Genomic DNA, 24,757 nt, shown 5'->3' on the forward strand with positions numbered 1-24,757 from the left:
CAGGCACTTCGCGAGGGCAACCAATGCAATATGTCATCGGATTCGTAATCGCACTTTTCATCGCGTTGACTGGTGTCGGAGCGGGCACCATCACCGTGCCGATCCTCGTATTGTTTTTGCGTGTCCCAGCTCCGATTGCTGTAGGCATCGGTCTCACCTTCTCTGCCGTTATCAAGCTCATACTGGTGCCGGCTCAGATTGTTCGCGGCAACGTAGCGTGGCGCACGCTTGGGTTTATGCTTCTTGGCGGCGCGCCGGGCGTAATCGTTGGTTCTCTGCTTTTGAAGCACCTGGTATCAGCCGGATCACAGAACCTGTTAAACGCGCTGCTAGGGGCCATCCTGGTAGCTACGGCAAGCTGGCAGATTCTCTTCTCATTTCGATCCATCAAAGGAGATCGCGAACGCCGCGATCGTAGCCCCTTACTCGCCTGGCTCATGTTTCCTGTAGGCGCAGAGGTAGGCTTTTCCTCTGCCGGTGCAGGAGCTCTCGGCAGTGCAGCGCTCCTAAGTCTCACATCTCTGTTGCCTGCTCAGGTTGTCGGTACAGATATAGCTTTTGGATTTGTTGTGTCACTTATAGGAAGCGGCGCACATTGGTTTTCAACAACCTCAAACCTGCAGCTTCTACTGCAACTCACCGCCGGAGGTATCGCAGGAGCAATCACCGGTACGCTTATTAGCAATGCCATTCCTCGTCGCCCCCTGCGCTTCGCGCTATGGCTATGGCTGCTTGTCCTCGGGGGCCAGTTTCTCTTCACGAGCTATCACGTCTGGGCTGCTCCGCGATAGACGAGCTCCGTTTTCAAAGTAAAATTAGATCAAGAATACCTAGAGCGGTTTTGCATTCTGTTTCGTCTCATAAACAATTGCGATCGTCCATCGGAAGAAGTGTGCGTCGCGAGCTTCAATTTTTCCGCTAGTTTCATCTTTTCCAAACTTGGAATCGATGTCTCAGGTGTAGTTTCTCTACTTTCAGGAGTGCCTTGCTCTGTTATGCCATGTTACCGCTTGTTGTCTCGCGCCCTTTTTTCGTTGATAGCGGCAATTATTTCTGTAGCCCCTATCGCATTGATGCTAAGCAGCATTGTTGGTAATGCCCAGTTAGCCAATCCCGGATCGAGCGGCTCCATTGTTGGAACCGTAGTGGATCCCCAGGGTGCAGTCGTGCCGGGTGCAAACCTGGCAATAACGAATGCTGCTGGTAAATCCGTAGTCGTTGTATGCGATGCATTAGGGAAGTATTCGGTCGAGGGACTAACTCCCGGATCCTACACCATCGAAGTCCAGGCGTCCGGCTTTCGCACCACGCGAAAGGACGATGTTCTTATCAATTCCGGGGCGCCTCAACACCTGAATCTAACACTGGAGATCGCTGTTGATCAGCAGGAGGTAGTCGTCTCCGCAGCCGACACCACACTCGACTCCAGCCCTGAAAAAAATGGCGGAGCCATTGTCCTGAAAGGCTCCGACCTTCAGGCACTGTCCGATGATCAGGATGAAATGCAGCAGCAGTTGCAGGCCATGGCAGGCTCCGATCCGGAGACAGGAACGCAGTTTTATGTCGATGGATTCTCCGGCGGCAAGCTGCCACCCAAATCATCCATCCGTGAAATTCGCATCAATCAGAACCCCTACTCAGCGCAATATGACACGCTCGGCTACGGGCGAATTGAGATATTCACCAAGCCAGGCACGGACAAACTTCACGGCGACGTATGGATGCAAGGCAATGATTCGCCATTGAACGCGCGAAGTCCCTTCGTGACGACGCAACCGTCGTATTATTCCTATCAATTTGAAGGCGACGTCAACGGGCCAATCAATAAGACTGCATCCTACTTCGCAAGCACCTATTACCAAAACGCTGTGAATGATTCGATTGTCAACGCATTCGTTCTGGATCCGTCCTTGAATCAGACCTCGTTCACGCAAGCTATCTCAAGTCCTACCACCAACCTTTCATCGACTTTCCGCGTCGATAAACAGATTGGCAAAGTACAAACGTTGAGCGTTCGCTATCAGTTGGAGAGAACGAAGCAGACCAATGGCGGTGTGGGTCAATTCAACTTGGCTTCGCAGGCCTTTAACAGTCTCAATACTGAGCAGGTCCTGCAGATCTCCGATACTCAGGCCTACGGCGCTAAGGTGGTAAACGAGACAAGGTTCCAATATATTCGTGACCGCAACAATCAAACTGCGCTGACCGGAGGTCCAACAATCGCAGTGCAGGGCGCGTTTACCGGAGGTGGCAGCAGCCAGGGCTCAACACGCGACAATCAGGATCACTACGAGTTTCAGGATTATGTCCAGGTCACAGCCGGTACACATGAGTTCAACTTTGGCGGCCGTCTGCGTGGCGTTCGAGATGCGAATTACTCGACCACGAATTTCAATGGGCAATATACATTTGCCTCACTCGCCGCTTATCAGATCACCGAACAAGGGCTGAAAAACGGCCTGAGCCCGGCTGCAATTCGCGCTGCAGGTGGGGGAGCCAGTCAGTTCAGCCAGACTTCCGGCACACCCAGCGTAGCGGTATCGCTCGTCGATACTGGTCTTTATGCTGAAGACAACTGGAAGGTCAAGCCGGATATCACTCTTAGTCTGGGCTTGCGTTTTGAAACTCAGACAAAGATCCATGATCATGCAGACTTTGGACCTCGTGTTGCCGCTTCATGGGCTATCCCCGGCGGTAAAAACAAGCCTCCAAAAGCAGTACTCCGCACCGGCGGAGGCTTCTTTTATCAGCGATTTCAATCGACGAATCTGTTACAGGCTCAACGGCAGAATGGCGTAACAGAAACAGAGTCTGTAGTGAATCTACCCGATTTTTATCCCGCGACCTGCACGACGAACGCTGCTCAATGCGCTTCTTCAAATGTAAGTTCGCCAACTGTATATCAAGTCAGCCCTGTGATACGTTCGCCGTATATCTTCATGGCTGGCGCTGGCATAGATAAACCCATCAGCAAGTACGGTTCGCTCTCCGCGAACTATATCTTCTCCCGCGGGGAGCATCTCTTCCTGACAAGAAACATCAATGCACCTCTTCCCGGAACGTATGATCCATCGGACCCATCCAGCGGCACTCGTCCCACGGACTCCAACGAAAATATCTATGAATACGACTCCGAAGGGGCATCAGGACGCAATCGACTTATCGTCAATGGCAATGTGCGCATCAAGCCCCTCAGTCTCTTCGGCTATTACATGCTGAGTAAGGTCAATACGAATACTGCCGGAATCGGTACGTTTCCATCGAATCAGTACGATCTTCATGTAGATTATGGACGAGCCTCGTATGACGTGCGCAACCGCCTGTTCCTTGGCGGATTCACCAAACTTCCCTGGGGATTTGGGCTCAACCCATTCATCATTTATCAGTCCAGCGCGCCTTTCAACATCGTTGTAGGAGAAGATCTCAACGGCGACACTCAGTTCAACGATCGTCCTGCGTTTGCCACTGACCTCACTCGCTCCAGCGTCTATCACACTAAATGGGGCGTTTTCGATGCGCAGCCAATCGCCGGTCAGAAAATCATTCCGATCAATTACGGCAAAGGCCCCGGACTCTTCATTACGAATCTCCGATTGACCAAGAATTTCTCTTTCGGACCAGCCATACCTGACGAGAATCCTCCACCAGCGCCGACGCCTGCAAAAGACGACAAGGCAACGACAAAGACTCCAGCTAAGCCAGTGAAAAAAGTGATTGAGCGAAAGTACAACCTGGGCTTCAGCCTAAGTTCCGATAATGTCTTTAATCACGTCAATCTGGCTCCGCCAATCGGCGTCCTCGGTTCACCGCTATTTGGCACCTCAACATCGCTCACCACCGTCTTTGGCTCAGGTTCTGCAAACCGCACAGTCAACCTGGACATGTTCTTCCGCTTCTAATCTCTAACGTAAGCCACTGAATAAAAGCGCCTTTCTGCCGCCGGTATCCCCAGGCAGAAGGCGCTTTTTATTACGCACTAAAAAAATAGATATTTTCTGAAACGCTTTCCTTCAAGAGACACCATCCCACATCAGGCCCCTGTTGATGAGCACGCCTGGGGTGGAGGAAGTTTCATGCAGACGAGCGCAATTTTCATAAAACTGGTTCTCGCTTCACTCGTGGTCTGGAGGTTGACACAGCTTCTCTCCAGCACCGATAAGTCGCGAAATCTAACTGATCTTATTGTGCAAAATAAAAGCTCCAACTTTTGGGGACGAGCTCAGGCCCTGCTCTGTTGCATCGCTCTCTGGATCGCTTCACCTGCAGCAATTTTTCTAAATAATGGATTCGTCGGTCTGGCTCTTCATTGGCTGGCGATCGCCGCAGCCGCATTTCTATTGGAAGAAACATCCACCGACGCATACAGGGATGCATACCAGAAAGACTCCGGGAAAGAGATCTTAGAAGGAGATATGCCGTGTGCCATAGCCACAATTCACCCACCCTTGAAATAGCCAACAAGGTAATAGTCGACAAGGCAAATGACCGCGCCTGGAAAGCATCCTCTTGCATATCGCAGCCGTGCTCTGGAATGTGCGCGTGCAGGAAGACATGCGTCCAGGAAGCTTTGTATCCTTCCGCGATTGATACTCCGGTCCCGAGCGTTGAGTTATCGCTCCAATTCTCACCCCTGCAAATGCAGAGCATCAGGCCAATCCTATGACATGCGCACAGCCGTTACACTCGCAATCAATCGCTCCCTATGGTGGTTCCTCGCTCCCTGCCGCGATGCTATACTTGCGTCCACTTAGAAGGACGGCCGCCACCTTGAAATTTCAAGCGTTCGATGCAGATTATCTGGAGAGCCTTCGTGCCGGAGATTTCCGCACACAGGAGCACTTCGTCTGCTATTTCACTGATTTGATTCACATGAAGCTGCGCTCTCGGCTCCAATCGCAACAGGCCATCGAAGATGTGCGCCAGGAGACTTTCGCTCGCGTGTTAGCCATCATCCGAAAGGATGGAGGCCTGCGCCAGCCCGAGCGGCTTGGCCCGTTCGTCAATACGGTCTGCAACAATGTCCTGCTTGAACACTATCGGCAATCTTCGCGCAGTGATTCGCTTGATGAAGAAGGCAAGCCCGAGTTGCCCGCTACCGGAAGAAGCAGTCTGGATCTTGCCGAATCCAAACAGGCCGAAGAGCAAGTTAGAGAGGTATTAGAAGAAATGCCTCTCAAAGACAGGTTGTTGTTGAAGGCGGTTTTCCTCGACGAACGAGATCGAGATGAAGTGTGCCGCGAATTTGGAGTGGACTCCGATTATCTTCGCGTCTTGTTACATAGAGCGAAGAAAGTATTCAAGGCCACTTATCTAAGGCGCATAGGAAGCCACCTTCCCATCGACTCAAAGGTGAAACAAGCATGAAATCAACAAGAGATCACGTGCCATTTGTCATACATGGCGGAGAGGAAATCGAACCCATGGATCATCATGAGGCAATTACGATGATGGCGTCAGAGCGCTATCTGCTAGGAGATTTGAACCCGGAGCTGCGCGACGCCTATGAAGAGCATCTCTTCGATTGCCCTGAATGCGCGTCCGATGTACGCTCCGGAATGATGTTTATCGATCACGCAAAAGCTGTGCTGCCAAGCATGGTTGCAGATATGCAGCCTGCGCAGTCCATCATGCCCATCAAGCCCGCGGCCACGCAGAAGAATTGGTTTTCATCCTTCTCTGCATGGTTGCGCCCAGCGCTTCTGGTTCCAGCTTTCGCGGCCCTATTGGCTGTTATCGCCTATCAGAATATTGTTACTTATCCAGCGCTGCAAACAGCCGCGAACGAACCAAGGCTGCTTCCCTGGACCACGCTTCATAACGCGACCCGCGGCGGCCACCAGGTTATTGTCGCTGACCGCAGGCAGGGTGGAGCGTTGATCATCAATGTCCCACAGGACACGATTTATCCCACTTATACGTTTGATCTATACGACTCTGACGGCAAACGTGTCTGGACGAAAACAGCAGCATCCACTGCGAATCCAGATGCTTCCTGGTCGCTCTGGATTCCCGGAGGTATCTTCACAGAAGGTTCGTACAAACTTGCGATTCAGGGTGTAACATCAGGGGGCGAGAGCGTCCCAGTCGAACAGAGTACCTTTGACCTTCAGATTCAAAAGTAGATGCTCCCGAGAAAATGGGATAGGACGAAAGGCAGAACATATTCATGGCGGAATCCGAAAGCGTAAGAAGAGAGCACACTTACCATGCTGAAGCCAAGGCGTTGATAGGTCATTTGACCCTGCCATTGAACAGAAGCATCGAGCCTCAGGTCTTTCTGAGCCTTCCGCAAGCTGGCGGTTATAACTCGCAGCGGACAGGTAAGTTTCATCTCGAACAGGCGATATCGTTTGAGTCCGCATACACCGAGGTTGCAGGCAATAAAGAGACGAAGCCCGGGCATGGATGGAGCACTCTGGCCACCTCCGTCATTGAAGGCCTCAATATCCTGGAGATCGTCACTGCCGACAGAGTAGTCGCTCAAATCTCGACGGAGCATCCCCTGATCGGCCACGTGCCAACGATCAACTTCCTCGGTACACGCTTCGAAAATCTCCGCATCGCTGGACATCCCGTGCATCTCGATCTGGATCTGAAAATGCTCGGTCCTAAGCCCGAACAGGACGCGCCCTACACCAGTAATCGTAGCCTCTCAGATCGCATTGCCCAACAGCGTAAGCGCATCCTCAAGGATGAAAATCTTCCTGAAGAAGTACGTCAGGGATACAATCGTCCAGAAGAGAATAAGGATTCGGGGTTGTTGGAATGTTCCCTGGTCAATCAGGTAAATGGCACAATCCCTGGTCACGCAGCAGGGCATGTGATCCATGTGCCCAACTTCGGAACGATCCACCTCGCAGCAGTCCATGTCCACCACGAGGACTTCCAGAAGGGGACACCCCACCGTACAACAGTAGGTCTGAACATGATCGAAGCGCACATGGGCTGCGTAGCGGCAGGCAAAGTGGGAGTAGCAACAACGAAGACCAACGGCGTCACCAGACCCTGACATTATTGTTCTTTGCTATCTGGCTGCTTGTATCTTTCGCTCTGCTTGGGTTGAAAGATATAGGCCCGGAATGTGCACAATCTACTTACAATCATATAAGACAGTTATTTCTTCAGGGAGCTCTAGCCGATTCTCAAGTTGAGGCGGCGAGGGCGCGTAGTCGGTTTGCTGGTTCAAGTTCCGAGTGGGCCAGGAAGTTCCAGATCTTAGAAGCTGAGTCCATGCTCTGGCGTGGATTAAATGATCAAGTCCTGCAATCTTTTAGTGTGAACACGATAGCCTCTCCAGACATGGAATCTCGTGTCGAAGAGCTTTCGTTGCGGAGTGTTGCGCTCACGCATCTTGATCGCCTCGCCGAGGCGAATCAAGTAATAGCTGAGGCAAATCGCTTGTGTGATTTCGAGTCCTACAGCGCCTGTGGAGACATTATCCGTGCACGAGGAGTAATAGCCCTTGAACGCGGCGAGCAGCTTGAGGCCAAGCGTGATTTCCTGGAAAGCCTAAAGTATGCAAGTACCCATAAAGATGGACTACTCGAAACAACGGCGCTTATAAACCTCAGTGCGGTCGCCTTACAGCAGGAGCATTACGACGAAGCTTTGGATTGGTCAAAGTCTGCGTATCGCGACGCGGTTCAGTTAGGGGCGGATGATCTGACGCAAAGTGCTCTCGGAAATCAAGGGAGTGCCTACTATGGTTTAGGCGATCCAGATAAGGCGCTTGAGTTATTTCTCGAAGCGGAAAATCGCGCAGCACTTTTGGGAAGCACAGAGATACGCATCGCGTGGCTTACTTCAGCCGGCAACGTATATGCCAGCACTGGGCAGCTCCTACTTGCAGAGCGTTCCTATAAGAATGCAATTCAGTTTGCAAGCCAGATCAATAATAAAGAAGAGATAGTAAACGCCTCAATGGATCTGGCACAAATATACAGCGGGTTAACAAGATTAGAGGATGCAGATCACTACGCCAATCAAGCCTGGAAGATGGCGCAGCAAAGCGGTAACCGCGTCGACATGCTTAATTCCCATTTGATCCTGGGCGAGACCGCCGCACTTCGTCATGATTGGGATCGAGCCTCCAACCTTTTGCATGAAGTAGAAACCGCTCCCGATAGCCAGATATCGATGAAGTGGGCAGCAGAACATGCCCTGGCACAGATGTATGAAACTCAGGGCCAGAGATCCTCCGCACAGCACGCATATCAAAGTGCTCTCGCAAGTTTTGAGAGTGCTCGCGCAGAACTAAAGCAGGATGATTCACGCCTGTCCTTTGTGACAAACGCAGCACGCATCTACGACGACTATATTCACTTCCTCATCATGCAGCATAAGTCCGTCGTAGCTCTCGAAGCCGCCGACTGGAGCCGCGCCCGAACACTCGAACAAGGTCTTGGTCTCATCCAGAATTCCAAAAATGTTCAACCCCTTCCGTTCAGTCCGACACAGATAGCCCGCAACGCAAACGCAACTCTGCTCTTCTATTGGCTCGGCGAAAAGCAGTCCTATCTATGGGCCGTCTCTCCAGACAAAACCGAAGTCGTGCCTCTGCCCACAAAGCGCGAAATCAGCTCGATCATCGTTCGTTATAACAACGCGCTGCTCAAACTTGAAGATCCTCTAAAAGATGAGAACAAGGACGGATCAGCCCTCTACAACATGCTCGTAGCACCAGTCTCCGATCTCATTTCCGCGCACCGTCCCGTGATCATTCTTGCCGATGGAGAACTTAGCCAGTTGAATTTCGAAACGCTGCTCGTCTCCTCACCTACACCTCATTACTGGATCGAAGACGCAACCATCCTCTCTGCGCCATCGATTCGCATGGTCACTGCGGCGAAGCCCGCAATAAAAAGCGATGGCAAGCTATTGCTCATGGGCGATGCTGTTTCGCCTGACCCTGATTATCCTGATCTCCCGATGGCATATTCAGAGATTCAACAAATTCAAAAGCATTTTCCCTCATTCAAAGAGGCCGTCTTTACTCGCCAGCACGCCACCCCTGCTGCTTACCTCTCAGCCAAACCGGAGCAATACTCTTACATCCACTTTGTCGCTCACGGAACAGCAAGCCGCCTTAGCCCGTTGGATTCGGCAGTTATTCTTTCCAGCAGCAGAGGAGCCCCGGACGGCTATAAACTTTATGCCCGAGACATCCTCCAGCATCCCATCAACGCGCGCCTGGTCACCATGGCTGCGTGTTACAGCAGCGGAACCCGCTCTTACGCTGGTGAAGGTCTCGTCGGCCTGTCGTGGGCCTTCCTGCGCGCCGGCGCCCATAGCACGATTGGTGCTCTGTGGGATGTGAGCGATGAATCAACGCCGCGATTGATGGACGGTCTCTACAGCGGTCTGGAGAGCGGATTATCTCCTGCCACAGCATTGCGAGCATCCAAGCTGGCGTTGTTGCATTCCAAAGGGAACTTCCGCAGGCCATTCTATTGGGCTCCATTTCAGCTTTATGTCGGCCGGTAGGCGCCCCTGCATGGAGGCGATACAATAATCTTCGTTCTGTGAACGCCATACTTAAACGGATGAGCAGAACTGACCACCGAGTCGTAAATGTTGTGGATGTGCGAAGCCTTTTTGCCTGAAAAGCATCTCACTGCTGTGAGTTCAAGATCTATCTACGAAATTTAAGGAGCTGAAATCAAATGAGCACTGATACAAAGAAGATCGCCCTGATCACCGGAGCAAACAAAGGAATTGGCCTCGAAACAGCTCGCCAGTTGGGGAAGCTGGGTATCACCATATTGGTCGGAGTCCGCGATCTAGCCAAAGGTGAGGCTGCTCTTGCAGAATTAAAAAAAGATGGCGTTGTCGCAAAGCTCTTGAAGCTCGATGTGGATGATCCCGCTGACTACAAGAAGGCATTTGAAGCCATTGAGCAAGAGTTTGGAGTGCTCGATATCCTCATCAATAACGCGGGTATCCTGATCGACTCGCGTAGTGGGAATGCAACGAGCACCACTTCGCCTGAACTGCTGCGAAAGACATTCGACACGAACTTTTTTGCCGTAGTCGCTTTGACTCAGACATTGCTGCCACTGCTGCGCAAGAGCAACGCCGGTCGCATCGTAAACCTCTCCAGCATTCTTGCTTCACTGACGCTGCATGCCACTCCGGGTTCGCCAATCTATGATGCGAAAACCTTCGCTTATGATTCGTCCAAGACGGCACTCAATGCATTCACCATTCACCTCGCTCACGAATTGCAGGGAACAAAGATTAAGGTCAACTCTGCGCACCCAGGCTGGGTTAAAACAGACATGGGCGGTGAAGGCGCAGTGATGGATATCGTAGAAGGCGCAAAGACCTCAGTAGAGCTGGCGACGCTGCCGGATGACGGACCCACTGGCGGATTTTTCCATTTGGGCAATTCGCTCAGCTGGTAATATACGTTCGGCTGTAGAAGCGATACGATCAAATCCCCAACAAAAGAAAATTTAGTTGTCGGGGATTTTCAACAATTGATAACCAACGAACGGAGAGCACAATGAGCGAAGTTTTGTCTCCCGGAACGCAGGCTCCGGATTTTAGTCTACCCGTTACACCTGACCAGAAACTCTCACTCCGGGAGTTGCGCGGCATGCCCGTGATCCTCGCATTTTATCCAGCAGATTGGAGCCCAGTGTGCGGCGATCAAATGGCTCTGTATAACGAGATCCTGCCGGAGTTTCAGAAGCATGGTGCTAAACTGCTGGGCATCTCCGTCGATGGCTCATGGTGTCATGAGGCCTTCACGAAAAATCGCAATCTCCATTTTCCGCTGCTTGCAGATTTTGAGCCCAAAGGTGCAGTGGCACGTAGCTACGGTGCCTATCGCGAAGAGGACGGCATTACCGAACGAGCCCTCTTTGTGATTGATAAAGATGGCATCATTCGTTGGAGCTACTGTTCTCCCATCGCAATTAATCCAGGGGCCGAGGGCATACTTCAGGCGCTTGAAAGCTTGTCAGAATAAGGGAATATTATGGCCAAACTGACCGTTGCTGTTAGTCCGGAAGATCACGCCGAAGGCAATCGTGAAGCCGTATGCACACTGGTTGAATACGGAGACTATGAGTGTCCCCATTGTGGAGCAGCATATCAGGTGGTCAAGCGCCTTCAGAAGCATTTTGGAGATCGCCTCTGCTTCGTCTTTCGTAACTTTCCCCTGAGCCAGATGCATCCCCATGCGGAAGTTGCTGCGCAGACTGCGGAGTTTGCAGGCTCGCACGGTAAGTTCTGGGAGATGCACGATCTGCTTTTCGAAAATCAAAACGATCTCGAACTAGCCAATCTGCATAAGCTGACGAAGCACCTCCATCTTGTGCCGAAGGAGTTAGATACCGCCCTGGAAAGTCAGGCGTATCAGGCACGTGTTCGCGCCGATTTTGTTGGTGGAGTTCGCAGCGGTGTGAACGGGACGCCGACCTTCTTTCTCAACGGCAGACGCATCGATAGAGGGTCAGACTATCAATCTCTTCTTGAAGTAATTGAAGAAGAAATTGCAAAGACTCAATAGTGAATCCAGCATCGCGCAAATCCAAATTGCGCGATGCTGTTTTCAAATACGCGTAAAGTAGAAGCCGTGATAAGAATTGAGCCGAACCTTAGGATGGAACTTCACCGAGAAGGTGCTCTCCGGGCAGTTCCAGTCATCCACCAATCGGTATCCTAGATCTTCTATAGATTTGACGAATGCCTGATGATTGAATATCTGGTAAGGGCAAATGCAAAATCCAATATCCTGCACGGTGAAGAGCGGTGCTTTTTCCCATGTCGGAATACGGTTAATCAACACTGTCTCAGGAAGCTCAGGTAGCTGCCGCAATGTCTCCGCCACCGGAGTTTCAATGTATTGCAAAGTGCCGCTCGAAAAGAAAATATCGAATTTTCCATCCGCACCGGAAAGCCCGGGCAAATCAGGCGTCGCAATAAACTTAAGGCCAGCGCTGGGATTTCCTTCACGTTGAGCTACTTCTTTCCCCGCTTCAATCACTTTGGGCAGATCGCACACGATCCACGAAAACGATTCTGGCAACGGAAAATATTTCAGCGTCGTGTAATACGCCATTCCGATATTCCCGCCTAGATCAAGCACCCGCCCCCCAGGCTTAGCCAGGTTTCGAATGTGCAGAAGAATTGGGTAATCCGCCGGGCGTACACGAGCCGTTGGATAATGCAGGAATACATTCTTCGTCTCTTCCTGGTCGTATCCGATTCGGCACTCTGTCGGAATGGCCGCCAAAGCTGCGGCAAATGATGAATACATCCCTATCCACGGAGTCCTGAAGATCAATGAAAGGGGTGGGCTTTTCAGCAACTTCAGGGTCAGTCTATGCATCTGTTACAGTCCTTGAGAATTCATGTTTCTTGGGTTCGCCCTCAATTTTTTGGGGCTTAGTCTGGTGAACTGGACGATTCCGCAAACTTCGAATTAGCAGGGAATTGCCTGCAATGGTTTCTTTTAGGTTTGCTTCTGCGCAAGGCCTTGTATCGGAGCGTCATTCGTTGCGGAGTCTTCCCACGTGTCTGTTTCAGGAAGCTTATCTCCCTCGCCAGGCGCGAGAAACAAATTCGATTCGAGTGAATGCTGGCGGGTATACAGATCGTAGTAGCGGCCACGCAGCGCATAAAGATCATGATGATTCCCGCATTCCGCCACGCTGCCATTCTCGATCACTAAAATCTGATCCGCGCTTCGAATCGTCGATAAGCGATGGGCAATGACGAAAGTTGTGCGGCCTTCCACAAGGTACTTCAGCCCCTCCTGGATCAACGATTCCGATTCGGAGTCTAGGCTTGAAGTCGCTTCATCCAAAATCAAAATGCGAGGATTCGCAAGGATTGCGCGTGCAATAGAAACACGCTGACGTTGTCCGCCGGAGAGTTTTACTCCGCGCTCTCCTACAATCGTATTGAAGCCACCCGGCAGTCGAACTGCAAACTCATCGACGCGTGCAATCGATGCAGCTCGCATGATTTCCTCATGGGATGCATCCGGACGCGCAAACGCAAGATTCTCGAGGATGGTTCCTTCAAAGAGAAAAGACTCTTGTAAAACTACCCCTAGGCTATTGCGAAATCCCTCTAACTGAAGCGTAGATAAATCGAGCCCGTCTACCAGGATCGTCCCTTCATCCGGCTTATTGAATGCGCAAACCATACCGATAATTGTGGATTTACCAGAGCCCGAAGAGCCGACTAATGCCGTAACCGTCCCCGGCGCTGCATTGAAACTTATGCCATGCAGAACGGTCTTGCCCTTTTCATACGCAAACCGTACATCGCGAAATTCAACATGCCCGCGAATGTCCTGTGGCCTGATCGCAACCGTGCGGTCAGGATCATCATCCTCTTCAGCCTCGCGCAAAATCTCCTGAGTTCTGTCGAGCCCTGCAATCGCTTCGGATATCTGCGTACCGATTGAAACCACCTGCGTAACGGGAGAAACCATGTACACCAGCAGCATCGTGAATGCGACATATGTACCCAGGGTCATCTTTCCCGCATAGATTTCTCTCGTCCCCATGAACATGATGGTTGCAGCAATCAGTCCCACCACTCCGGTGGACATCATGGACGTGAAAGACGTCTTGTTCACTGCGCGCATCACATTCGCAAGCAACCGGTTGGCGCCGCGTGCAAACACCTCAGACTCGCGATTCTCAGCCCGATACGATTTGATAACTCTCACGCCGTTGAGGGATTCCGTCAGGCGCCCAGTCACCTCAGCATTGATCTCCCCGCGTTCTCTTGCAATCGGCCTGATGATGCCGAAAACTTTGCGTTGCACCAGCGCAAACGCAGCCATAAACGAAACCGTAAGCAGTGTCAGCTTGACGTTAATGTGGAGTGCGTAAATGAACGCAATCAGCGCCATCAGCAAACCGCCGGCAAAATCAATAAGCCCCGTTCCAATCAGATTGCGAATACCTTCCACATCTGACATGATTCTCGAAACGAGACTACCCGCGCGGTTTACATCGTAAAAAGCGACAGGCAAATGACTGATATGCCGTTGCACCTCGATCCGCAGATCCGTGATCAAATTCCACGAGGCGCGCGATAACTTCTGCGTCAAGGTGTAAGCGCATACGGCCTGAATCGCTGTAGCCAAAACCACCACGAGGATGATTCGATGCAGCAGGTCTCCACGGTGCTGGCCGATCACTTTATCAATCAGAACCGTCGTACAGTAGGGAACTGCAAACCGTGCCAACTGGCCTATCAGCATCAGCACTAGGCATACGCTCAGAATCATCCACCTCGGCCGGAGAATGGACTGAATCGAAGGCATACTGCGCGGGCCGGTTCTAGCCGGCGACGAAGCAGTCGTACCAACCCTGGCATCGGTAGAATGAGAGTGCGAAACTGGATTCCCGGAAGTAACGATGATTCTCCTTGAACTCGTTCAAGTAACGGACACTCACATCCGGTCCGCTCCACTGCTAAAGACTATCTGAACACCAGGACATACCAAATAACTCCTTTGTGGTGGTCCAGGTGCACCCGACCATGCTTGCCCCGTGAAATGTTTCAAACGGGTTAATCCGAATAACCTGTCGAGTCAGGGGTAGCGTTCTTGCGAGCAGAACGCTACCTGAGATGGATAGAACGCGCAGCCATCCGTCAAGATATTTCTGATGTGTATCATAACGGAGCAAAAGGCTATGGGGAAAAGAAAGTAATCTAATTTCGATTACTACCATCGTTAATAAAATGACAAAAGTTGTATCCCCCCAATAGGCCAGACAGTACACAATGATATTTGTGCGAGAATCTATCAAAGGTCACCAGCTAAGTTAAGGGTTTGTCCGATGCTTGTCCCATGCGGACACATGTCTTACCTGGAGTTATGCCCACTGGAGTCATGCCCATAGGTTGAGCCATTCCAATTCATCGGTAGCGCGAAGCCTGGATCTTGCCGAGCCTGGATCTTACGAAGCCAGGATCTCTTCGAAACGGGAGCCTTGTAACATCGAACTTTCACTCCACCTGCCCCGTTTTTCAGAGCGCAAAATGCTGGAAGCACCAACGCATCAACCGTCTGTATTCGTGTGCCGTAGCACTGAAAACGTAACACTGGAAAGTAGTTGTCTTGGAGGCAGTAAAGATGCTAGCAGTAGGCTCGTTCGTTGATAACAGGTCAATCCAGGCGCCGCTATCAGGCTGCGCAAAAATCGTAGTTGGTTCACGGAACTTCTGCCAGTCTCTAGCGCTCTCCATGATCGCGATTCTATTCGCGACTCTTGCTGTCCAGAATGGCAATGCGCAGACCAACGTAACGACCTATCACAATGACATCGGGCGTACCGGCCAGAACCAGACGGAAACGATCCTCAACACCTCGAATGTAAATGCAACATCCTTTGGAAAACTTTTCTCGCAGCCCGTGGATGGCCTCATCTATGCCCAGCCTCTTTATCTCCATGCAATTACCGTTAAGGGCGCTACCCACAATGTAGTCTTCGTTGCGACCGAGCATGACAGCGTCTACGCTTTCGATGCCGATTCCAATGTTGGAACCGACGCCAGTCCGTTATGGCATGATGCTCTTCTTTCGACTGCCTTCGGCGCAGCCTCTGGAGCGACCACTGTTCCATCCACCGTCGTTGGATCGGACATTTCTCCTGAGGTGGGCATCACCGGCACACCGGTTATCGATCCGTCGACGGGCACTCTCTACGTTGTAAGCAAGACATATGAAAGCAGCGTTGCCGTCCAACGGTTACACGCTCTCGATGTGACTACGGGGGCGGAAAAATTTGGCGGTCCGGTTGTTCTTACCGCAACCATTCCAGGTACAGGAAACGGCAGCGTTAATGGATCTCTGACCTTTGATCCCTTGTGGGAAAATCAGCGCCCCGGCCTGTTGCTGCTCAATGGCATCGTCTATATCGGCTTTGCAGCCCACGGCGATAATGGCCCCTGGCACGGATGGATACTTGGCTATAACGCCACTAATCTGAAGCAGACCGGAGCCTTCAATGCCTCGCCGAATGGAACAGGTTCGGGCTTCTGGATGTCAGGTGAAGGCTTGGCCGCAGATCAGCTAGACCCTGTAAACAAGCCGTTTGGGCGCATGTTCGTGCCAACCGGTAATGGGGACTACGACGCGGTAAAGCCCTATACCACCAGCATGGACTTCGGCGACAGTCATTTGAATCTCGATCTGACCAACGGTTCGCCGACAGTTACCGATGAATTCACTACCAATCAGCAGGCTTCACTGAACGCCGAAGACGGCGATATCGCATCCGGTGGCATGATTGTTATTCCTACCCAAACGACCGGAAGCACCCCGCACCTGGCAGTGCAGGCAGGCAAAGGTGGCACGCTCTATCTACTCAATCGAGATAACATGGGAGGCTATAACCTCACTACCGACCAGGCAGTGCAGGAGCAGGCATACTCCGTCGGCAATGTTGGTGTATGGAGCACTCCTGCGTACTTTAACGGCGCAGTCTACTATTGGGGTCGCTTCGACTATCTAAAATCTTTTCCGCTCATAAATGGACTACTTTCCACCACGCCAACCAAGTCTGCCGAGCAGTACGGGTATCCCGGCGCAACTCCCTCAATCTCTGCCAATGGCACAAGCCAGGGAATAGTCTGGTCCATCGACTCGGAAAATTATCCCAACAATGGCGCAGCGATTCTTCAGGCTCATGACGCCAGTAACGTCGCGTCCATGCTCTACTCCAGTTCTACAAACTCTGCCCGTGATGCCGGCGGTCCTGCTGTAAAGTTCACGGTCCCTACCATCGCAGATGGCATGGTTTTTGTAGGTGCAGCCGGAGAGGTGGATTTCTACGGGTTGCTCAACGGAGTAACGCAAACCGACTCGCCATCCATTACGCCTGGAACAGAATCGTATAACGGCACCATCAGCGTCACCATCACAGATGGGTCCCCCAACGCAATCATCTATTACACGACTGACGGATCGGCTGCGACAACATCCTCTCCTGTCTATACAGGACCCATCTCGGTTAATACAACTGAGACCATTCACGCTATTGCCAGCTCTTCCGGTCTTCTCCTGAGCGCACAATCATCCGTGACCTATACGAATGTCTCGCAAACAAGTGCGGTCATTTTCAGCGCGCCGACCGGCAGCTATTCATCAGCCCAGACCGTCAAGCTTACGGACGCGACGGTGAATTCCGTGATTTACTACACGACGAACGGTAGTACGCCTACGACCGCTTCAACGGTGTATTCGTCTCCTATCGTAGTGAGTTCTACAGAGACGATTACTGCCTTTGCCGTAGCGACAGGTCTGGGACCGAGCCCAACTCTCGCGCAGACCTACACCATACAGAATGGTGCAGGAGGCATCGACTTCAGTCAGGGCTTTGCAGCCTCGTCTGGATTGATAGTCCTCAACGGAAGTGCCGCTCTGAACGATTCCCGCCTGCAACTGACGAATGGTCTCACGGGCGAAGCCGGCTCCGCCTTTTATCACTCTGCGGTCAACATTCAGGCATTTACGTCTGACTTCACTATGCAGTTATCAAACCCCGTAGCGAACGGGATGACCTTCACGATTGAAAATGCGCCGCAAAATGTAAATGCGATCGGTGGAAACGGTTCAGGGCTCGGTTACTCGACCATCACAAATTCTCTTGCCATCAAGTTTGATTTTTATAACTCTGCGGGCGAGGGAAATGATTCTACCGGACTCTATCTCAACGGCGCTCTGCCCACTGTGCCTTCCATCGATCTCAGTGCCACGGGCATCAATCTGCAAAGTGACGACAACATGGCCGTGCATTTCGTATACAACGGAACCGTGTTGACCATGACCATTACCGATATGGTGACGGCCGCCTCGTGGACGACGAGCTGGACCATTAATATCCCCTCCACTATTGGGGGCAACACCGCCTATGTCGGCTTCACAGGCGGCACCGGAGGATTTTCAGCGAGCCAGAAAGTGCTCACGTGGACCTTCGCCAGCGGAACACCAACTGCAACGACTGCCACTCCAACCTTCAGCGTGGCCCCAGGAACATACACAAGTGCCCAGACCGTATCTATCGCGGACAGCACCACTGGCGCGACCATTTACTACACTACGAATGGCACAACGCCTACAACCTCTTCCACCGTGTATTCCACGCCTGTCACTGTTAGCTCGACAGAGACCTTACAGGCAATAGCAACCTCTACAGGTAACTCCACCAGTGCTGTAGCCTCGGCTGCCTACACGATCTCGGTTGCTGCCACAGCAACGCCGACCTTCTCGCCAGCTGCCGGAACGTATGTCAGCGCCCAGACCGTCTCTATCGCGGACAGCACCACCGGCGCGGCGATCTACTACACCACCAATGGCACAATGCCTACAACCTCCTCGACGTTGTACTCCGCGCCCATTATGGTCAGCACAACCGAAACCTTGAACGCCATAGCTGTCGCAACCGGACACTCCAATAGCACGATCGGTTCGGCTGCCTATACGATCACAACTACTACAGCGACGCCGACCTTCTCGCCCGCAGCGGGAACGTATGCCAGCGCCCAGACCGTCTCTATCGCGGACAGCACCACCGGCGCGGCGATCTACTACACCACCAATGGCACAATGCCTACAACCTCCTCGACGTTGTACTCCGCGCCCATTATGGTCAGCACAACCGAAACCTTGAACGCCATAGCCGTCGCAACCGGACACTCCAATAGCACGGTCGGTTCGGCTGCCTACACGATCAATACTTCCGGTCAGACCACAGCCCCGATCTTCAACATCCAGGGCGGAACCTTTAATGCCGTGCAGACCATCACAATTACCGACGCAACTCCAGGTGCGACGATCTACTACGCAATCAATAGTGCGCCTACAACGAAGTCTGCCAAATATACCGGGCCAGTCCCGGTGAGAAATTCAGCCAGTCTGCAAGCGCTGGCCATTGCTCCTGGACAAACGACGAGCAACATCACCTCTCAGACGTATACCTACATTACCGGTGCACCGGTGATTAGTCCCTCCGGCGGAACATTCAACGGGCCACAGACCGTCACCATAACCTCTGCCAGCCCCAATGCATTGATTTTCTATTCGACCAACGGATTGCAGCCTAACGCCAATGGGACCAGGTATACAGTTCCGATTACAGTGAGCGCCTCGGAGAAGATTATTGCAATGGCCACCGAAACCGGCTTTACGCAAAGCGCTTTCGTTACCGCCGTATTTACCATCAGCAACGTTGCTGCAACGCCCACCTTTGCAGTAGCAGGCGGAACCTACGCCACCGCTCAATCCGTGGCCATCAGTGACACCACTCCTGGCGCGGCCATTCACTACACCACCAATGGTTCCACGCCAACTGCTTCGTCTGCTGCCTACACCGCTCCCATCACAGTGAGTGCCACAGAGACTTTGCAGGCAATCGCCATAGCTTCCGGTTACGCCACTAGTTCAGTTGGTACTGCCACATACACAATTGCGCCACTGGCTGCCACTCCAACGTTTACGCCTGTAGCCGGAACCTACTCGACGTCACAGACCGTTACCCTCCATGACGCAACATCCGGTGCGACCATCTACTACACAACAGATGGCACAACACCTACAGCTTCCTCCGCCGTTTATTCCACGCCCATTTCGGTGAGCGCGTCCAAGACTTTGAAAGCTCTTGCCATAGCTTCCGGCTTCTCCAACAGCGCTACAGCCTCGGCTATCTATACGATTCAAAATCAGACTCCCGCAACCAGCATCAACCTCGCATCTGGCTTCGCTTCAGCAGGAGCCAAAGTTGTTATGAATGGAACCGCGGCTCTCAGCGGTGTGATGGCACAATTGACGAATGGCGGCAGTGCGCAAGCAGGATCCGCATGGTACGCGGCACCGATGAACGTCACTGCATTCACAACTGACTTTACATTCCAGCAGGTCAACGCCTCCGCTGATGGTATGACCTTTGCCATTGAGAACAGCCCCAGCAACGTCAATTCGCTGGGAGGCAACGGTGCCTCTCTCGGCTATGGTGGGATAACCAACAGTGTCGCCATCAAATTCGATCTCTACAACAATGCAGGCGAGGGCGCAGACTCTACGGGACTTTATCAAAATGGCGCAGCGCCCACGACTCCATCGATAGATCTGAGTTCAACCGGAATCAATCTTCATAGCGGGGACGTTATGGCAGTCCACATCGTCTATAACGGCACGACGCTGACCATGACTATTACCGATCAGACGACCGCTGCTACATATACCAATAGTTGGCCCATCAATATTCCCACCGTGGTAGGGGCCAACACTGCGTACGTAGGATTTACAGGTGGCACAGGTGGCCTCAGTGCTACTCAAAACGTCCTCACCTGGACATACAATTCCAACTGAGCATCTCCACAAATTTTGTGGCAGTATTTTGTGACAACGATTTGCGGCAACATGAAAGAGCCTGCCCGAGTTAATTGGGCAGGCTCTTTCATGTGATCGTGAATAACGCTTCTCAGCCCACCGAAAATTTTCGATGAATAGCCGCTTGAATTGCGCCCTTCAGCACCGGACGATTCATCGTAATGATCGTGCTCAGCCGTCCCGCTATCGTACGAATCTCTAACCAATTCGTTTTTTCCTGCAGCCGATCGCGATACTGACGCGCCATGTGAACGTAAGGAGATAGCTCAAGATAGACGCGCTCGTAATAGTCCCGCGGCTGCTTGAGCAAGCTGGGCTGTTCCGGCATCTTCCACGGTTTCACTGATCCCATCGCGTGAAGCAATGGAGGCAGACCATGTTTCAGATTTTCCCAGCGCTGTTTCGTCGCATAAGCCCCAGCCCCATGATGCTGCAAAATCTCCGAAGCATGACGTAATCGTCGAACAGGTAACGCAGCAAACTCCTTCGACGCAAGCAACGCACTGAGCGCATCCTGATCCGAAAGTATAAGCCGATTGCGTTCGTCAACAGGCTTGGCCTGTTCAGCCCGATAGCTATCCGTTGCCACGATCGCCTGCCATGCACGAAGCAAGGGCACATGTTGTGGCGTCACCCGAACCACCGAGCTATTGAGCGGCCCCGGCAGCGAACGGCCTGGAGTCAGCCCCCATGTTTCGCTACGGCGCGTCGATCCGTCTGCATATTCCCACGGATCCTGGGTCACGATCACGGTATCGGGCGTTTCCCCTGTCAGTAATTCAAGACTTCCATTCACCAGAACATCTGTGTCCAACCAAAGACACTCGCTCGCGCCGCTATCCAGGCAGTCCAGCAGAACAGTTGGTTTCACATCGTAGCTTCCGGAAAGAGGCAGAGGTTCTTCCAGCAAGGTCAACATCGGAAATTGGCCTAACCATTGGCGGAAGTCTTCGCTGATGCGCGGAAATCGTAATCGGACTGGCCATGAAGGGCAGTGTCGCGCCAGCGATAGCAGCAGTACTTTAAGACCCGCTACCTGTTGAGGTCGATCTTCATAAAGACAAACGAGCATATCGTTTCAAATTCATCCAATTCCTAAAACTGATCCTTGCCAGGATTTATTGCAGGAACTCCCGATCAACGAGCCACAAAAGTCAAATGGAGCCGCGAAAGTCAAATTGCATTCTGAATGAGGGTATTAAAGCAGCAGCATAGTGCAGTGTCAATGACGCTAAAGGGGAGTCTCTTGATTACATTTGGGCATTTGCCATTGCTCAAATTCTTGGAACAATAAATAGGCTACTGCTAGTATGAACCTGAATTGCATTCCTGACGTGATCTGACCACACCATCCGAATACGAGGCGCCTTTTTACAATAGCCTCGTAAAACGTGGAGAGCTTTGGCCTATCTATTTCTAATTCCGTTGCTCATCACGCTCTACCTTGCTGTTCAGGGTAAGGAAGAAAAAGCGTTCCTGTATGTTTTTCTGCCTTGCCTGTTCGTGTTGCCCGAGTACTATGCAATTCGTTTACCTCATCTTCCCCCGTTCTCTGCCGCCGAGGGTGCGCTTCTTCCTATTGGTGTCTCACTCGGACTCAAGTCAATAGGTAAGTGGAAGTTCCGCCGGATGGATTTGTGGGTTGCGCTCTACTTGCTTTCCATGGGTGCAAGCGAATTGTTACGTGAGCAGGACGTTAAGAGTGGTCTGCTCCTCTATGCCAACACGCTCATCATCCTTATTCCTGCGTACATTGTCGGCCGGCGCGTGATCGAGCCGCATCTGCGCCTTAAAACGGTGAAGATGATTGTGATGATGCTGCTTGCTCTCACCCCCTTCATCTTGTTTGAATATCGTATGGGGCAGAGTCCCTGGCTACTCATCGGCAACACTATATTTCGGCTGGATGAAGCATGGTTCGTACAAATGCGCGGCGGCCACGCCCGTATCGCAGCCGCTTTTGGCGACACAATTTTGGCCGGAATCGTCTTTGCAGTTGTTCTCCTTCTCAACAGTTGGCTAGTCTACGTCAATAAGACAGGAAGGCTGGCAACTCTTGGCGCTAACTTCGCTAAATATGAAAAATGGCATCTGCCTGGCTTCGTGCTCTTTGGGTTTCTTTATCTGACACAATCCCGCGGCCCGTTGATGAGCGTAGGGGTTGGCTTCCTCATCCTGTGCATCCCGAGATTTCGCAACATGAAGATCGGCGCGGCCATCGTGGGAACGATTCTGCTCATCGGCGGAATCTCCGCCTATAGCTACTTCCAAAGCTATACATCCGTAAGCGAGGACAAAGTCACGGACGAACGCCAGTCGAGCGCTATCTATCGTGTGCTCCTCTTGCAAGCCTATAAACCAGTCGTAGAGGCTGGCGGCCTGCTCGGTTATGGAATACTGAATCACCCCACCGTCAACGGTCAGGGCTCTATCGATAACAACTACCTGTTGATCGAGCTCAGCCAGGGGCAATTGGGCTTCTATACATTCCTGCTCATTATCGGCGAGTCAGGATTCACTCTCCTCGGCTTCGCCGCTCGCTTTAGAAGAAGGGAAGACACCGTATTCGCCTACTGCATGCTGGGCGCGCTTACTGCTGTATTCTTTAGTCTCACAACCGTATACATGGGAGAACAGATTCCTCTAATCACGTTCTTCCTGCTTGGTTGGAGTCAGTCCCTTCAAGAGGAGCGAGTCCACAACTCAGCTCCTGAACCAGTTCCCACACGCTTTCTCTTTCGGCGTGTACTTACCTAGCGCGAGAGACGTAACTCCGCATCGCAACATGTATCGCAACCAGCGCCATCAGCGTGTGATGGTGCTCCCTCGCAAGTAGAAATCATCCAGGATTGCTATTCTGGTTAATCGATGCCCTTGGGCAGATTCAAACAAGGATGGCGGATAAGCATGAGCGAGAACCCGACGGGTAATAACGATGCACTGGAAGCCTGCATCATTATTCCTTGCTATAACGAAGAATCTCGTTTGCCTCGCGCTCAGTTCCTGGAGTTTGTTCAAAAGCATCCACAAATCTCGTTTCTCTTCGTCAATGACGGAAGCACAGACAATACTCTCAGCATGCTTGAAAAGCTCTGTTCTTCTACTCTGGGCGGACTTTCGCTTCTCAATCTCCAGGCAAATTCCGGCAAGGCCGAGGCCGTGCGCCTGGGTATGCTACACGCTATGCTCGCAATCCAGCCAAAATATGTCGGCTTCTGGGATGCCGATCTTGCGACGCCTCTCGATGAGATTCCCCGTTTTGTGCGAAAACTCAATCAGAACAGCACTCTGCAAATGGTTTTTGGAGCGCGAGTACGTCTCCTGGGCAGGCAGGTAAGGCGGAAGTCGAGCCGTCACTATCTCGGTCGATTATTCGCAACAGTTGTTTCTATTGTCCTGAATGTCCCCGTATACGACACCCAATGCGGTGCAAAACTATTCCGCGTCGATCCTACCTTCTCACAGATTCTCGAAGAGCCCTTTCTGTCGCGATGGATATTCGATGTCGAAATAGTGGCCAGGGCAATTCGTGCAGCACACGGAAATCGAAAGTTGATGGAGCAGTACATCTTTGAACTACCACTGATGAAGTGGGACGACGTGGCCGGATCTAAACTCCACTCCGGCGATTTCGTGCGCGCGATTCTCGATATCATTCGTATTCATCAAAAATATCTGAGCTGAATTGCCCTGTTATCTCCTGCCTTTAATGTCTCGCCTATATCTTCAAACTTATATAGAGCACAAACCATCTCCCCCAAAGGTGGGATTGGAAGTAATTTAAAAAGCTATACAATTTTGCGCAAAATATACAAAAAGGCTGGGCACAACCCCTGACTTAATGAGAAAATTTCATAACGGTCATTACTAAAGAACCGAAATCAGTGAGCTTTATAGTACTTTCTGGCCCAGAATGGGCAATTAAAAGATAATTCCTGCCTTGTAATGCACAAGTAACTTGTCCCCGAACTACTGCTGCGTATAATTGGAAACGGCAACCCAAGGTAACCAATTTAGTAGCACTTAGGTAATCATCCAGCTGCACCAGGGTAATTTTCCTTGCGTTGGAGTAACGGGTTTTCCGTTTTTGCCTGTGCAATACACTGTCGGCTGTCCAATCGTCGCGGAACGAGTGATAGCGGTCATTCAAGCTTTGCTTCATTTCTCGAGGAGTTTTCTTATGAACGTATTTGCCCACCTGTCGAGCAAAAAAGCTCCTGCATGCAAAATTTTGAGCGCTTCGCTGGCATTTTTTCTTTCGTTTCTGTTTGTGCAGTTATGTATCTTGCGAGTTGAGTGTCAGAGTGTTGTATTGAATGATCAGTCGATTGTGCGTCCGACGACGAAGCGAGTTGGGTTGAATCTTGGGTCGATTAATTATTGGGATAACGG

General features: G+C 51.7%; 16 protein-coding genes. 13 read left to right on the top strand and 3 right to left on the bottom strand.

The features are described from left to right. Positions 1-23: 23 nt before the first annotated feature. From OHL19_RS22840 to OHL19_RS22880, 9 genes are all read left to right on the top strand, one after another. Positions 24-791 carry a sulfite exporter TauE/SafE family protein gene (locus OHL19_RS22840; protein WP_263360164.1) on the top strand — a complete coding sequence of 256 codons (768 nt, stop codon included), beginning with the start codon at positions 24-26 and terminating at the stop codon, positions 789-791. Between the two features lie 204 nt (positions 792-995). Beyond that, positions 996-3,899 (top strand): TonB-dependent receptor, encoded by a 2,904-nt coding sequence (locus OHL19_RS22845; protein WP_263360165.1) that lies wholly within the window; start codon positions 996-998, stop codon positions 3,897-3,899. Between the two features lie 868 nt (positions 3,900-4,767). Beyond that, positions 4,768-5,364 (top strand): RNA polymerase sigma factor, encoded by a 597-nt coding sequence (locus tag OHL19_RS22850; RefSeq protein WP_263360166.1) that lies wholly within the window; start codon positions 4,768-4,770, stop codon positions 5,362-5,364. Further along, complete coding sequence (locus tag OHL19_RS22855) at positions 5,361-6,122, top strand: zf-HC2 domain-containing protein (RefSeq protein WP_263360167.1); 762 nt, start codon at positions 5,361-5,363, stop codon at positions 6,120-6,122. Before OHL19_RS22850 ends, OHL19_RS22855 begins: the two co-directional genes overlap by 4 nt. 44 nt (positions 6,123-6,166) lie before the next feature. Continuing rightward, complete coding sequence (locus tag OHL19_RS22860) at positions 6,167-7,009, top strand: hypothetical protein (protein WP_263360169.1); 843 nt, start codon at positions 6,167-6,169, stop codon at positions 7,007-7,009. 290 nt (positions 7,010-7,299) lie between these two features. Continuing rightward, entirely contained in the window at positions 7,300-9,483 is a 2,184-nt protein-coding gene (locus OHL19_RS22865) for a CHAT domain-containing protein (RefSeq protein ID WP_263360170.1), read from the top strand. 179 nt (positions 9,484-9,662) lie between these two features. Then, on the top strand, positions 9,663-10,403 hold the full coding sequence (locus tag OHL19_RS22870; RefSeq protein ID WP_263360171.1) for an SDR family oxidoreductase: 741 nt from the start codon (positions 9,663-9,665) through the stop codon (positions 10,401-10,403). A gap of 101 nt (positions 10,404-10,504) precedes the next feature. Further along, complete coding sequence (locus OHL19_RS22875) at positions 10,505-10,972, top strand: redoxin domain-containing protein (RefSeq protein ID WP_263360172.1); 468 nt, start codon at positions 10,505-10,507, stop codon at positions 10,970-10,972. Between the two features lie 9 nt (positions 10,973-10,981). Next, complete coding sequence (locus OHL19_RS22880) at positions 10,982-11,515, top strand: DsbA family protein (protein WP_263360174.1); 534 nt, start codon at positions 10,982-10,984, stop codon at positions 11,513-11,515. A 42-nt stretch (positions 11,516-11,557) separates the two neighbouring features. On the opposite strand, the gene OHL19_RS22885 is transcribed toward OHL19_RS22880, so the two are convergent. Both OHL19_RS22885 and OHL19_RS22890 read right to left on the bottom strand, forming a co-directional pair. Then, positions 11,558-12,265 (bottom strand): methyltransferase, TIGR04325 family, encoded by a 708-nt coding sequence (locus OHL19_RS22885; RefSeq protein ID WP_263360175.1) that lies wholly within the window; start codon positions 12,263-12,265, stop codon positions 11,558-11,560. A gap of 195 nt (positions 12,266-12,460) precedes the next feature. Then, complete coding sequence (locus OHL19_RS22890; RefSeq protein ID WP_263360176.1) at positions 12,461-14,257, bottom strand: ABC transporter ATP-binding protein; 1,797 nt, start codon at positions 14,255-14,257, stop codon at positions 12,461-12,463. 963 nt (positions 14,258-15,220) lie between these two features. On the opposite strand from OHL19_RS22890, the gene OHL19_RS22895 reads away from it, so the two are divergent. After that, positions 15,221-20,344, top strand: coding sequence for a chitobiase/beta-hexosaminidase C-terminal domain-containing protein (locus tag OHL19_RS22895; protein WP_263360177.1), 5,124 nt, complete (start codon positions 15,221-15,223; stop codon positions 20,342-20,344). Between the two features lie 112 nt (positions 20,345-20,456). Here OHL19_RS22895 and OHL19_RS22900 read toward each other — a convergent pair whose 3' ends face one another. After that, complete coding sequence (locus OHL19_RS22900) at positions 20,457-21,236, bottom strand: hypothetical protein (RefSeq protein WP_263360178.1); 780 nt, start codon at positions 21,234-21,236, stop codon at positions 20,457-20,459. Positions 21,237-21,766: 530 nt separating this feature from the next. On the opposite strand from OHL19_RS22900, the gene OHL19_RS22905 reads away from it, so the two are divergent. From OHL19_RS22905 to OHL19_RS22915, 3 genes are all read left to right on the top strand, one after another. Continuing rightward, positions 21,767-23,122 carry an O-antigen ligase family protein gene (locus tag OHL19_RS22905; RefSeq protein WP_263360179.1) on the top strand — a complete coding sequence of 452 codons (1,356 nt, stop codon included), beginning with the start codon at positions 21,767-21,769 and terminating at the stop codon, positions 23,120-23,122. A 150-nt stretch (positions 23,123-23,272) separates the two neighbouring features. After that, entirely contained in the window at positions 23,273-24,049 is a 777-nt protein-coding gene (locus OHL19_RS22910; protein ID WP_263360180.1) for a glycosyltransferase, read from the top strand. A 496-nt stretch (positions 24,050-24,545) separates the two neighbouring features. Then, the coding region (locus OHL19_RS22915) for a hypothetical protein (RefSeq protein WP_263360181.1) at positions 24,546-24,757 on the top strand (212 nt) is incomplete at its 3' end.

The sequence above is a fragment of the Acidicapsa ligni genome (assembly GCF_025685655.1).
Lineage (GTDB): Bacteria > Acidobacteriota > Terriglobia > Terriglobales > Acidobacteriaceae > Acidicapsa > Acidicapsa ligni.

Excerpts from the sequence above, each read along its gene's own strand:
- OHL19_RS22890 (WP_263360176.1), bottom strand. The coding sequence starts at position 14,257 with ATGATTCTGAGCGTATGCCTAGTGCTGATGCTGATAGGCCAGTTGGCA.
- OHL19_RS22860 (WP_263360169.1), top strand. The coding sequence starts at position 6,167 with ATGGCGGAATCCGAAAGCGTAAGAAGAGAGCACACTTACCATGCTGAA.
- OHL19_RS22840 (WP_263360164.1), top strand. The coding sequence starts at position 24 with ATGCAATATGTCATCGGATTCGTAATCGCACTTTTCATCGCGTTGACT.
- OHL19_RS22855 (WP_263360167.1), top strand. The coding sequence starts at position 5,361 with ATGAAATCAACAAGAGATCACGTGCCATTTGTCATACATGGCGGAGAG.
- OHL19_RS22865 (WP_263360170.1), top strand. The coding sequence starts at position 7,300 with ATGGAATCTCGTGTCGAAGAGCTTTCGTTGCGGAGTGTTGCGCTCACG.
- OHL19_RS22910 (WP_263360180.1), top strand. The coding sequence starts at position 23,273 with ATGAGCGAGAACCCGACGGGTAATAACGATGCACTGGAAGCCTGCATC.
- OHL19_RS22875 (WP_263360172.1), top strand. The coding sequence starts at position 10,505 with ATGAGCGAAGTTTTGTCTCCCGGAACGCAGGCTCCGGATTTTAGTCTA.
- OHL19_RS22845 (WP_263360165.1), top strand. The coding sequence starts at position 996 with ATGCCATGTTACCGCTTGTTGTCTCGCGCCCTTTTTTCGTTGATAGCG.
- OHL19_RS22870 (WP_263360171.1), top strand. The coding sequence starts at position 9,663 with ATGAGCACTGATACAAAGAAGATCGCCCTGATCACCGGAGCAAACAAA.
- OHL19_RS22880 (WP_263360174.1), top strand. The coding sequence starts at position 10,982 with ATGGCCAAACTGACCGTTGCTGTTAGTCCGGAAGATCACGCCGAAGGC.
- OHL19_RS22895 (WP_263360177.1), top strand. The coding sequence starts at position 15,221 with ATGATCGCGATTCTATTCGCGACTCTTGCTGTCCAGAATGGCAATGCG.
- OHL19_RS22885 (WP_263360175.1), bottom strand. The coding sequence starts at position 12,265 with ATGTATTCATCATTTGCCGCAGCTTTGGCGGCCATTCCGACAGAGTGC.